9 protein-coding genes are annotated in these 13248 nt (G+C 39.8%); 1 reads left to right on the top strand and 8 read right to left on the bottom strand.

Going from position 1 to position 13248, the window contains the following annotated elements:
- Window positions 1–612: 612 nt before the first annotated feature.
- From ACTJKN_RS09405 to ACTJKN_RS09380, 6 genes are all read right to left on the bottom strand, one after another.
- Window positions 613–1443: an aldo/keto reductase gene (locus ACTJKN_RS09405; protein ID WP_440824370.1), complete on the bottom strand. Its 831-nt coding sequence runs from the start codon at window positions 1441–1443 to the stop codon at window positions 613–615.
- A gap of 176 nt (window positions 1444–1619) precedes the next feature.
- A complete protein-coding gene (locus tag ACTJKN_RS09400) occupies window positions 1620–3053 on the bottom strand; it encodes a TolC family protein (RefSeq protein WP_440824368.1) in 1434 nt (477 codons plus the stop codon).
- Window positions 3046–6216: an efflux RND transporter permease subunit gene (locus ACTJKN_RS09395; RefSeq protein WP_440824366.1), complete on the bottom strand. Its 3171-nt coding sequence runs from the start codon at window positions 6214–6216 to the stop codon at window positions 3046–3048. The genes ACTJKN_RS09400 and ACTJKN_RS09395 overlap by 8 nt, the downstream gene beginning before the upstream one ends.
- A 24-nt stretch (window positions 6217–6240) precedes the next feature.
- Window positions 6241–7323, bottom strand: a complete 1083-nt coding sequence (locus tag ACTJKN_RS09390) for an efflux RND transporter periplasmic adaptor subunit (protein ID WP_440824364.1) — start codon at window positions 7321–7323, stop codon at window positions 6241–6243.
- A gap of 984 nt (window positions 7324–8307) precedes the next feature.
- Window positions 8308–10188, bottom strand: coding sequence for a gamma-glutamyltransferase family protein (locus tag ACTJKN_RS09385; RefSeq protein WP_440824363.1), 1881 nt, complete (start codon window positions 10186–10188; stop codon window positions 8308–8310).
- Window positions 10189–10363: 175 nt separating this feature from the next.
- Window positions 10364–10687, bottom strand: coding sequence for a TfoX/Sxy family protein (locus ACTJKN_RS09380; protein WP_440824361.1), 324 nt, complete (start codon window positions 10685–10687; stop codon window positions 10364–10366).
- A gap of 279 nt (window positions 10688–10966) precedes the next feature.
- Here ACTJKN_RS09380 and ACTJKN_RS09375 point away from each other — a divergent pair, with 279 nt between their 5' ends.
- Complete coding sequence (locus ACTJKN_RS09375) at window positions 10967–11248, top strand: hypothetical protein (protein WP_440824359.1); 282 nt, start codon at window positions 10967–10969, stop codon at window positions 11246–11248.
- Here the strand turns inward: ACTJKN_RS09375 and ACTJKN_RS09370 are convergent.
- Together ACTJKN_RS09370 and ACTJKN_RS09365 are read right to left on the bottom strand one after the other, a co-directional pair.
- Window positions 11245–11598 carry a hypothetical protein gene (locus ACTJKN_RS09370; RefSeq protein ID WP_440824357.1) on the bottom strand — a complete coding sequence of 118 codons (354 nt, stop codon included), beginning with the start codon at window positions 11596–11598 and terminating at the stop codon, window positions 11245–11247. The two genes, ACTJKN_RS09375 and ACTJKN_RS09370, sit on opposite strands and share 4 nt — an antisense overlap.
- A gap of 225 nt (window positions 11599–11823) precedes the next feature.
- On the bottom strand, window positions 11824–13242 hold the full coding sequence (locus ACTJKN_RS09365) for a glycoside hydrolase family 28 protein (RefSeq protein WP_440824355.1): 1419 nt from the start codon (window positions 13240–13242) through the stop codon (window positions 11824–11826).
- Between the last annotated feature and the right edge of the window lie 6 nt (window positions 13243–13248).

Here is a 13248-nt window from a genome sequence, read left to right as displayed (position 1 = left end):
AAAAACCTAAAAGCGAGATCATTATATCCAAGAGCGACGCGAAATAACGAGATCTTTGAACCTGATCATACATCAAGTAAAGATCCTGAAACAAGTTCAGGATGACGGAACGAGTTAATGTATTCATGCTAAGAAAATTGCTTTGCAGCGCCTTCAGGTTCTTTGCTGTGCTAACATTGAAAGACTTCAACAGAAAAATCGTCATCTCGACCGAAGCATCGCGGAGTGGAGGGATCTATCTAGACAGATTTTGCTTCGTAGAGCCTTCGGGTTCTCGACTGCGTTGCACTGCACTTGAAATGACGGAAATTCAAGCAAATTTTTACGGCTAGTTAATTACTGTCATTCATATTAATTTTATTAATAAATTGTCCCTTACCGTTGTCACTAGTGTAATTTCCGTGCTCTTCGTGCATCCGTGGCAAAAAATTAGCAAAAAAGGTCTTAGCGAAACGCTAAGACCAGTAAGTGAAAATCGTCATCTCAACTGGAGCACAGTCCCGAACTTTCGGGAGAGAGATCTATCCAGACAGATTTTGCTTCGCAGAGCCTTCGGGTTCTCGACTGCGTTGCACTCCGCTCGAAATGACGATCGTGGGGAATTTTCCGTTCTTATTGCGCTAAACTTTCAAATTCTGCATCAGTTAATTCGATTTCTATAGCTTTTAAGTTTTCTTTTAAATGCGCAATAGATTTTGTTCCAGGTATTAACAGGATGTTTGAAGATCTTTTTAATAACCACGCCAGTGCAATCTGTGCTGTAGTGGCCTGATGTTTTTCGGCTATTGCTTTAATTTTATCCTCTAATTTTGCAGGGCCAGAAGCCAGTGGAAACCATGGAATAAAAGCTAAACCTTGTTCGGCAGTAAAATCAAGTACACTTTCCCATTGTCTGTTGGCTAAGTTGTATAAATTCTGAACTGACACAATTGGTAGAATATCCTGTACCTGTTTGATCTGATCGATGGTTACTTCAGAGAGACCAACATATTTTATTTTACCCTCTTTTACCGCTTCTATAACTGGTGCAAGGGTATCGGCTACACTAACTTTAGGATCGATACGGTGCAGTTGCCATAAATCAATCGAGTCTACTTTTAAACGCTGTAAACTCCCTTCAATATCTTGCCTGATTTTTTCAGGATTCCCATTCGGAACCCAATTATTGGGACCAGGTCGTTCAAAACCACCTTTGGTAGCAATAAGGAGATCGTGTTTGTAAGGATGTAGTGCATCAGCAATTAGAGATTCGTTAAATTTTGGTCCGTAAGCTTCTGCTGTATCAATAAAATTAACGCCATTTGCTACAGCTTCCTGCAAAACTTTTATTGCATTTTCGCGATCTTCCACTTCGCCGAAAACACCGTTACCTGTTAGCTGCATTGCACCATAACCTAAACGGTTAATTTCTAATTCGCCTAATTTAAATGTTGTATTTCCCATGTGCTTTTAGATATGATAATAATTTCTATATCATAAAGATAAACCCTAAGTGAGTGGCTTTGTTTTTAAACTAATTTTTATGATAAATAGATGAATAAAGCGAAAAAGCTACTTCAATAACCTGAAGCAGCCTTAATAGAAATATAACGATAATATGAATTGCGACTATACTTTACCTAATTCCATCCCCCACCTAAGGCATGATAGATATCTACCACCGCATTTAACTGTTGTTTTTTGGTTTCGATTAATTCTAATTTTGATTGCAAAGCATCACGTTGGGTCATCAATACCTCAAAATAATCAGCCCTTGCGGATTTAAACAAATCATTAGAAATATCAATTGATTGAGTGAGTGCGGCTACCTGTTTCGATTTCAAATCGTAGCTTTTTTGCAGGTTGCTAATCTTCGACATCTGATTGGCCACTTCGATATAACCATTCAAAATCGTTTTTTCATAATCGTAAACGGCCTGCAACTGTTTTGCATTTGCGGTTAAATACTCCGCTTTTATGGCGTTGCGGTTAATTAGCGGTCCGGCTAGGTCTCCTGCTAACGAGTAGATCAACGATTCTGGCGTTCTCAACAAATAAGATGGATTAAAGGCCTGGTAACCAATAGCCGCAGAAATACCTAAAGATGGATAAAACTGTGCTTTAGCTACTTTAACATCTAATTTAGCCGCAGCAAGTTCTAATTCAGCCTGTTTAATATCAGGGCGGTTGGCCAGCAATTGTGAAGGTAAACCTGTCTGCACTGTTGGTGGTAGCAGATCGGTAAAACTCGATTTATCCCTAACAATGGGTTGAGGAAAACGGCCTAGCAGGAAATTGATCTTATTCTCTGTTTCGGTGATGTTTTGCTGAATATCAAATTCCAAACTCTTAGAGCTTAACACCTCAGCTTCAAATTTACGTACTGCAAGTTCGTTAACCCTACTGGCCTGTTTCTGAATTTTCATCAGTTCTAAGGCATTTTTCTGCAGCTCAATATTTTTTTTCACTGTCTCTAACTGATTATCGGCAGCTAGCAATTCGTAATATGAATTTGCAACCTCAGCTATCAAATTGGTTACTACAAAATTTTTGCCTTCAACCGTTGCTAAATAATGACTTATGGCTCCTTTCTTCGCATTGCGCAATTTGTGCCAGATATCGGCTTCCCAGTTGGCCTGTAAACCGAAACGATAATCGGGCAATATTTCAGGTACTTCTTTACCTGGTGTAATTTCTGTAGAAGCATCGCCGGCACCCGAACTGGTGTAACGGCCAACTTTATCAAAGCCTGCACCAACACCATAGGTTACGCTTGGTAAAAGCTCTCCTTTTTTAGCCTTGATTTCATTTTTAGCAATCTCGATATCCTGAAGCGTAATATTCAGCTCCTGGTTATTCTTTAATGCGGTATCGATCAGATTTACCAGATTTTGATCGGTAAAAAACTTACGCCATTGTATACTGGCTGTACTTACGGTATCCTGTGCGCCACTAAAGGCCGCAGGAACATTTTTATTTTCGGCGCGTTGGACCACTTCTGGCAATTTACATGCTGCATATGTGGCGCATATTAGCACTAAGCCAAGGCCTTTATAAATATTATTCTTAAACATTATCTTCTACTTCTTCAGTTAATGGATGTTCTTCTTCAATTTTGATTAGCTTGTGTCTGGCTGCTATTGTTCCAAATACATAATATAATCCCGGGATAATAACCACCCCGAAAATGGTACCGAAAAGCATACCTCCGGCAGCAGCAGAGCCAATGGTCCTGTTACCTATTTTCCCAGGCCCGGAAGCAATCATTAAAGGAATTAAACCTGCAATAAAGGCAAAAGAGGTCATTAAAATCGGACGAAAACGGACACTTGCACCTTCCATTGCCGCTTTTAGTACCGTTGCCCCCTGGGCCTGCCGTTGTGCGGCAAATTCTACAATCAACACCGCGTTCTTACCGAGTAAACCGATCAGCATTACCATCGCAACCTGTGCATAAATGTTGTTTTCCAATCCCAATAACTTCAGGAATAAGAAGGCACCGAAAATACCCGCTGGTAAAGAAAGGATAACCGAAAGGGGCAAAATAAAACTTTCGTATTGTGCTGCCAGAACCAGATAAACGAAGCCCAAGCAGATCAGAAAAATATAAATGGCTTCGTTACCCCTCGATACCTCATCTTTAGATATACCGGCCCAGTCGATACCGAATCCTCTTGGAAGTGATTTCTTAGCCACTTCGGTAATGGCTTTAATAGCTTCACCAGAACTATAACCTGGAGCAGATTGTCCGCTGATCTCCGAAGCATTATACATATTATGCCTGGTAATTTCGGATAAACCATATACTTTCCGCATTCTGATAAAAGCTGAGAAAGGCACCATTTCATCGCGGTCGTTTTTAACCGACAGTTTTAAAATATCTTCCGGCAAAGCCCTGTACTGCGGCAATGCCTGTACAATTACTTTATATTGGTGATCGTATTTAATAAAACTGGTTTCGTAATTACTTCCTACAAAAGTCGACAGTGTATTCATTGCATTATCAATACTCACTCCTTTTTGTTGCGCAATATCGTTGTCAACATCTAACATATATTGAGGGAAACTCGCGCTGTAAAAAGTAAATACTGATGATAGCTCTTTACGTTTGTTCAGCTCTTTTACAAAGTCGTTGGCAACGGTTTCCATTTTTTTGTAATCGCCACTACCGGCTTTATCCAGTAAACGAAGCTCGAAACCGCCCGCTGCACCATAACCTGGAACGGCTGGTGGCTGGAAAAATTCGATGGTTGCACCTGGAATAGATTTTGATTTCTCTTCAAGCTCTTCAATAATCTCTACTGCCGAATGTTTACGTTCACTCCAGTCTTTCAGGTTGATTAAACAGGTACCGGAGTTTGATCCCGTACCTTCAGTAAGAATCTCATATCCTGCCAAAGATGAAACCGACTTTACGCCATCAATATCTTCGCACATTTTCTGCAGTTTCTCCGCAATCTGATCGGTACGCTCCAAGGTAGATCCCGGAGGCGTTTGGATAATAGCATAAACCATTCCCTGATCTTCGTTCGGAATAAAACCTGATGGTACACTTCCACTTAACCCCCAAACACCTAAACAAAAGGCTGCCAGAATACCAAAAGTTAATATCCTGCGGCTTACTACCTTGGTTAGCACCAGCTCATATTTGCCTGAAAGTTTAGCAAAACCATTATTGAAACCATCTAAAAAGCGATCAATAATCGTCTTCTTTTTCTTGGATCCATGGTTATTCTTTAACATAATGGCACACAATGCAGGGGTAAGTGTTAACGCCACAATACCCGAAAGGATAATTGCCGTTGCCATGGTGATGGAGAACTGACGGTAGAAAATACCTACTGGCCCCGACATAAAAGCTACAGGAATAAATACAGATGCCATTAAAAAGGTAATGGCGATAATTGCGCCGCCAATTTCTTTCATGGCCTGTTGGGTAGCCTTCAGTACCGAAAGTTTCCGATCGTGTTCCATCTTGGCGTGTACTGCTTCAATTACCACAATGGCATCATCTACTACCACCCCAATGGCCAACACCAAGGCGAACAAGGTAATTAAGTTAAGTGTAATGCCGAAGAACTGCATAAATACAAAGGTTCCGATTAAGGATACGGGTACTGCAATAGCGGGGATGAGCGTTGAACGCCAATCGCCAAGGAATAGGAATACCACTAAACCCACAAGGATAAAGGCTTCGACAAGGGTGTGGATTACTTTTTCAATGGAGGCATCCAGGAATTTAGAAACGTCGTAACTTACTTCATAATCTAAACCCTTAGGAAATGAGCTCGATTTGATCTCGGCCATTTTCGCTTTTACATCTTTAATTACCTGACTGGCATTACTTCCGTAAGATTGTTTCAATACGATAGCTGCAGAAGCCTTTCCGTTTAACGTAGAATATAAATTGTAGGCTGAAGCACTAAAATCTACATCTGCAACGTCTTTTAAACGAAGTAATTCGCCATTAGCACTTGCTCTTAGTACTACATTTTCGTATCCTTCTTTCGTACTAAAACGTCCTGAATATTTTAACACATACTCAAAAGCCTGAGAGCGTTTACCAGAACTCTCACCGGTTTTACCTGGAGAGGCTTCTAAACTTTGCTCATCAAGTGCTTTCATCACCTCATCTACTGAGATTTTATAAGCCTGCATACGGTCGGGTTTAAGCCAGATCCGCATGGCGTAATCCCTATCACCCAAAATATCGGCAAAACCTACACCATCAACCCTTTTCAACTCAGAAAGCAAATTGATATCAGCATAATTATACAGGAAGTTCTGGTTCATTTTAGGGTCTTTACTGTACAAATTGATGTACATTAACATGTTAGACTCCTCGCGGGTGATTTTTACTCCCTCGCGAACCACTAAAGGAGGAAGTTTATTGGTAACAGCCGCTACACGGTTCTGTACGTTAAGCGAAGCCTGATTGGGATCGGTACCTAAATTAAATACGACCTGAATAGAGGCTTCACCATCATTACCGGCATCAGAGGCAATATATTTCATGCCCGGAACGCCGTTAAGGGCACGTTCGAGCGGAATAACTACCGATTTGATCAATAATTCGTTATTTGCCCCCGGGTACTCTGCCGTAATATTAACTTTAGGCGGCGAAATAGAAGGGAATTGTGTAACGGGCAGATAGCTGATGGCCAACACCCCAAGAAACACAATGACAAGCGATATTACTATAGAAAGGACAGGCCTTTGTATGAATTTACTAAACATAAAATAAATATGGAGGGTGGTAGATTATTCAGTTTTCAATCTTAATTGTTTCATCACTTCCTGAGGTTGTTGGAATTTGAAGGCAATCTTATCATCGTCTTTTACTTTCTGCACCCCTTCAAGCAATATTTTATCGCCATTGTTAATGCCATCACCTACGATGTATAAATCGGGAAGGTCACCTGCGATCGTAATTGCTTTAGAATGTACTTTATTATTTTTATCGATTACAAAAACATAGGTTTTGTCCTGAATGTCGTAAGTAGCTTTTTGTGGAATCACCAAAGCATTTTTTAAAGGAACAACCATCTGGATCTTGCCAGTCTCTCCGTTTCTCAATAAGTTATCAGTATTGTTAAACCTGGCTCTAAAAGCGATATTTCCCGTTTCGTTATCAAATTCACTTTCGATCACTTCAACCTTACCTTTCGATTTTAACAACTCATTATTCGCTAATAACAGACTAACTTCTTGCTGGCCTTTTGCTTTTGCTGTACGCTGATAATTCAGGTATTCAGGTTCAGATACATTGAAATACGCAAAAACCTGACTGTTATCTGAAAGACTGGTTAATAAAGCACCTTCATCAACCAAACTACCCAGTTTTAAAGGAATACGATCGATGGTACCATCAAATGGTGCCCTGATTTCGGTATTGGATAAATGGAATCTGGCCAATGAGGTTTCGGCATTTGCTGATTGAAGTTTGGCTTTAGCCATAGCCAGCTCGTTTTTAGAAACGATGTTTTTATCAGATAGTAATCTGGTGTTTTCAAGTTCAATTTCTGCAGATTTAGTTTCGGCTTGTGCTTTTAACAACTCAGATTGTGCTGCTTTAGGCATAATCTTAAACAACAGCTGGCCTGCTTTTACATGCTGGCCTTCATCTACATAAATATTTTGGAGATAGCCTTTTTCTTGCGCCCTAACTTCGATATTCCTCACAGATTTAATCTGCGAAACATATTCCTTGGTAAACGAAGTATCCATTCTTAACGGCGTGGTTACCGCATAAGTAGCGACTTCTTCTTTTTCTTCTTTTTTCGAGGTACAACCCGTTACGTAAAGCAAAGTACATAAGCCTAAGCACATGACAACTCTTTTCATTTTTTTTTGTTAAATGGTTTTAATCTGATTTATTTTTTTCTCTAATTAGTCTCCCTTTGCAACCAATTTATGATAAGAAGCAGCCTACAACTGTGTGCAGATACTCAATTGACTTCAATAAATTAGGGTTACGCAATGATTTAATTCGAAAGCGAAATAAGTACAGATTTATGAAGTTATAATGAAGTTGAACTTCAGGTTTGGATTGAGAAATTATGATTTAGTGAAGCAAAAGCTGATTTATCGCAATAATTAGATCATTTAGCCCTACATTTTGAACGAATTATTAGTTAACAACTAGAATTAGATGAAGAAATGACGATTTTTAACAAAAAAAATCCATCCTACGCTATTTCACAGTTATTTCGAAATGAAGTGTAAATAGAATTTATTGACGGCAAACTAATATAAAGTTAATTATATACAGGCCCTCTCTTTTACAATCCGTCATTGATAACGACGCCGCTAAGAAATATTAATGTCTGTGATGTCGGAATCCTTGCTACCGATACTATTGCCGGCATTTTCAGCAAATGACCTTCGGAAAGCAATTGCCAGTGCGCATACCAACAATGGTTCCAGCAGGTTTTCAGGAATAAGGCAGAACAGTTAAATAAATATTACGCAGAATCGGCTAAGCTTTAAAACATCTTCCTTAACATTTAGGCAACAATATACTTACATTAAAGGATTACCTTCGCTAACACAAAACCAGCCTTTCTATGTTTTAATAAATAGATTAAAGCGGTACAACATGGAGAACGAAATACAATCTGACAGGGATATCCGATGTGAATTCCTCAATATTTTCAAATTTATATGGGCTGCCTGTGGAATAGCCCCCTTAGGTGAAACGCCCAGCACTCCTGAGTCAGACAATGCAAATTCTTAATCGAGCTAAACATTCGAATGTGACTGAAATGAAAATCAAAACCCCATAGGGCCCCTCCACTGTAAAGGGTTAATTTTTAATTGGGATTGATACTACCATGCAACACCATAATCTTCGCCATGGTTACTCGAGCCACCTTGCAAACTATTGTGCTTCCAATCAAAATAAATGGCATTGATTGGCCCACTGGTCCGTTCTGAAAAACTGAGGGTATAACCCATTTTTTTCAATTCATTGCGCACCTCCTCTTTCGTATTGGTGTTTAACAGGATCTGACCAGGTTTTGGTGCTCTGTCACTTGTTTTATTACCACCAAGAGAAAGCCAAAGCTGATTTGTATTAAAGTTAGCCGCTTCGGTTGCCTTTTGCACATTCATACCAAACTCAGCGATGTTTAAAAAGAATTGCAGTAGGTTCTGATCCTGGGTATCTCCGCCCTGCACTGCGGCCGATACAAATGGTTTACCATCTTTGATAAACAATGAAGGCGATAGGGTTACCCTTGGCCGTTTGCCCGGCGCAACAACATTGAAGGGATTTAAGGTAGAATCGAGCACAAAGCTTTGCATACGTTGACTCATGCCAACTCCCGTATTACCGGCAATACAGGCAGGAAGCCAGCCGCCACTTGGGGTAACTGATACCACCCAACCGGCTTTGTCTGCAGCTTCTATCGATGTTGTTCCCCGCCATAAACGGTCTTCATAAATTTCTTTTGGCGTATTGTTACCAAGATCGTGTTTTGGCGCAAAGTTACGCTTGGTTGTATCGGGATTAAAGCCTCTACTTTTTAACAGATTTAAATAAGGGTTTTTCTTGCCTTCGTATGGGTAAGGATCGCCAGGACCGGTATTTGCATCATTTTTATCAAGCTGAATAAGTGAGGCCCTTTGTTTTGCGTAATCTTTACTTAACAGACCTTTCATCGGTTCAGCAGGGTTTTGATTAGGATCGCCATAATAAAAATCGCGATCGGCAAAAGAAAGGTTCATGGCCTGATAAACAGTATGAATATATTTTGAGCTATTGTAGCCCATTGCTTTTAGATCGAAATTCTCTAATATATTCAAAGCTTGCAGCAAAACTGGGCCTTGTGTCCACTGTTTTAATTTGTATACTTTAATGCCTTTATAATCGGTACTTAGCGCTTCTTCTTCAACTGGTTTCCATTTAGCAAGGTCATCCATGGTAATTAATCCACCTTGTTCCTTGCTCCCACTCACGAATTCCTTCGCAATGTCTCCTTTATAGAAACGATCGTAAGCGGCCATTAATGCCTCTTGTCGAGAGCTACCTTTCTTCAGCGCAGCTTGCTCTGCTTCAACCATTTTGGTTAAGGTGGCCAATAAATCTTTTTGAATAAAAACCTCACCTGCTTCTGGCGCCTCACGTTTTTCGCCCAAATGTGGCAATAGCACTTTTTTACTATAAGGCCAGGTTTTGATCAATTCTTTGTCGCGCTCCATGCTATTTGCAGCTTGTGCTTCTATGGCATAACCCGCAGCCATATGCATAGCAGGTGCCAGAACCTGCTCCAGGCTCATGCTGCCATATTTACTTAGCATGTAAATCAGTCCGCCGGGTGTGCCTGGCGTGGTTGCAGCCAAAGGCCCGTATTCTGGCGGAAAGCTATAACCTTTAGCTTTAAAAAAGGCTACGGTTGCTCCGGTTGGGGCAACACCCATTGCATTAATCGCTATCACCTTTTTTGTATTCGGATTGTAAATCAGCGCCTGTGTTTCTCCTCCCCAGCTTAAAGTATCCCACATGGTGCAAGTAGCAGCCAACATGGCACATGCCGCATCAACTGCATTTCCACCCTGCTGAAAGATCATCGATCCAGCTGTTGCTGCCATTGGCTTTCCGGTAATGGCCATCCAGCTGTTGCCGTAAAGCATTGGCTTTTGCGTTTGCTGTGCAAATAAAGGGCGAAGAGAGAATGATAATAACAGAAACAGGGCTAAATTTTTCATAGTTCCAATATAGTTAAAATATGTACCATAGCAGCGCTATACTGGCATAGTGCCCCTTAATCTGGGTAATAAAACAAGCTTGTTACAAATTTAAGCGCCGCACGTACAGCTTACCGTAGTGCACATTTTAGCTTTTGGTAAAATCATCCACTTAGAAGCATGTAAGATGCTGTTCTCATTTCTTTTTCTTGGGTTTAGGTTCAGGCAGTTCAGCTACAGTAATGCTAACCAGTTTTTTTAGCCAATCGCGATTTTCCAACTGCTCTTCTATTAGAAATTGATTTTTTGCACCAGGGTAAGGCGGAGCTTCCACAACGTCTTTTATGTATGCTCTTCCTGTTGTAGTAGGCTTAATAAACAGTTTGTTGTCGCACACCAGCGCAAACAACTTATCATCAAAATACAAGCCGTATTCACCAAACATTTTTTTATAAGTAACATGTCCGGAATAATTGATCTGATCTATTATAAAGTCTACGAATTTCTGTTCTGAGGCCATTGTAAATTAATCTAATTTGAACGTTGTAACATGAGTAAGGCTAAATGAATGATTGCAAAGAAAATTTTTAGCTGCTTTCAACATCAAATTTCGCCTGTTTCAAGCTCTAAAATAGGAACAATCGTCGACTATATTAAGTATGCCCATGCACTAATTCATAGGGCTATGGCTTATCTTTTGATTCTGGCTTGCAATAATGGACTTAATCGTTAAATTTGCCGCCCAAATGAACAATTAATATAACGTTTACGATTGTTCTGAACGGTAAAAAAGAATAAAATGGAAGAAAACGATTTTGTTTCTATCTGGCTGGAAGAAACCGGAAATCCTGCAATTGAGAAACTAGCGCAGCTAAATCTTGAAGTTGCCAATAAAACTACAAAAGTACTTGCAGAAAAGGGTGCAACAGAAAACGACCTGGCTTTTATATTGGATATCAATCCTGACGAAATTAAAAGGTGGTTAATGGGCAGGCATGTTTTTAGCATCAAAACCATTAACGAAATTGTTATTTCAATGGCTGAAATTGCTCAAAGAAAAACAACAGAATCAGTAACCTAATCAATTGTACTTTTTGTTGTCATTAAGCGCTCATTTAAGCCAATATGGTCTTCTATAAGCTTAATATAAGACGATACAATACTCAACATGATTTCATGATAGCGATTTGTAGTGCTGTTATCGGTATTCACTGAAACAGTGCTTGCGTTTCTTACCCCAGCTGGGGTATAAACAATGCTAAAAGTAGTTGTTAATAGCCATTCAGGTAGATTTTCTGCACTCAACATTATCTTACAGCTGGCCAAACTAACGCCTGTTTCACCCCTTTCTATGCTCATTTCATAAACTAAGGGCAACTCTACAATGCCAAAATCTGGCAGATCAACCAATACGTTTATTGTTTTTAACATATTTTTCTTTCTTCTCACGATGGCTGTTATCTTCCTTAAGTTTAGCTCTGGTATAGATTGCAGTATAGCGAAGTTGTTAAAAAAAGCAGGCCTTTAATTGGATTTAGAAGTATTTATTTGCGTAAACGTTTAAGTAAGAAAGTATTTAAAAAGCACATTAGCGCATAGCAATGCCGGGCTGACAGATGTACAGCCAAAGCCTTAATGCTGTTATTTATCCGCTAATTATTTGTTTACAGTAGTTTCGCTGAAGTTAACCGTTTTAAGCATTTTCACATTCTTTTGTTCTAAGGCTTTTCCTGCATAACCAGGTTTATTTAAGCCCCACACCACATTACTGTTGAGTAAGCTGATGTATCCTGTATTTTCAAAATAAAAGCCAGCAATTGCACTTTTAACAAGCCCTTCCACATTGCTCGGCCTACGGTCGTACACACCTCCTTCTTCCTTTGTCGTTTTATTAAGATAAACACTAACCTGATCAAAGTAGATCTCTGAAATTTTATCTGGACTTTCGCCGCTGATGTACACACCACTTTCTCCCGTACAGCGGATATTGCTGAAATAAATATTCTTAACCGCTCCTACCTTTCCCTTGGTTTGTCCTTTTGGTAAACGCCAACCCGCATCTTTATTGTTGCTGGTTGCTCTTGGGTAAGCAGTAATATAAATCGGCTCTGCCTTGCCCCACCATACATCCGAAAAAAGTTTCGATTCGATAAACAGGTTGGAGAAAATTACGTTGTCTACTGTCCCCTCATCACGGTTTTGAATACCAATGCCGCGGTTGCTTTTCCTGATATTACAATTATTGATGAGCACATTACTGATCCGGTCCATATTTTCAGAACCTATTTTAATGGCACATGAGCTAGAGGTCATGGTACAGTTGCTAATCACAATATTTTCGCATGCACCATATTCTTCAAATTCCCGTCTGTTTTTTAAGCAGATACAATCATCACCCGATTCGATAAAACAATTGGTAATCCTCACATTTTTACTGTGATCAAGATCAATCCCATCGCTGTTACGGATTTTAATACTGTTCAACAGCGTAATATTTGATATCGATACATCATTACAACCCACTAAATGAACCGTCCAATAAGCTGAATTCTGAAAAGTTACACCATCTATGTTCAGTTTATTACAGCCGATTAAAGTAAGCAAATGCGGCCTGGGGTCTACAACATTAAAAGGTTTTAATACATATGAGTCGCTAAGCTCCTCCCCCATAAACGAAATTCCATTTCCATCAATTATGCCTGTTCCGCTGATGCTTACCTGTTCAAGTTTTTCTCCTCCAATCCAGATGGTTCCCTCGCCCTTGTTTTCACGAAAGGCACTTTGGGTGTATAATCTTTCATCTGGACTAGCCAAAAGCTTAGCCCCACCTTCCACTCTTAAATCGATGAACGATTTTAAGTTAAAAGGACCTGTTAAAAACACATAACCAGCTGGTACAATTACCTGTCCGCCGCCTGCTGCTGCACAGGCATCGATGGTTTTCTGAATAGCAACTGCATCATTGGTTTTGCCATCGCCAACTGCACCGTAGCTTTTAATATTGTACAATTTATTTTGGGCCAGCGCACCGAAAGAAATCAGCGTTGCAAAAAAAAGTAATATTTTGATCTTCATTTTCAA

The sequence above is a fragment of the Pedobacter sp. 22163 genome (genome assembly GCF_052045595.1).
Classification (GTDB): Bacteria; Bacteroidota; Bacteroidia; order Sphingobacteriales; family Sphingobacteriaceae; genus Pedobacter.
This window is presented reverse-complemented; position numbering and strand designations above follow the sequence as displayed.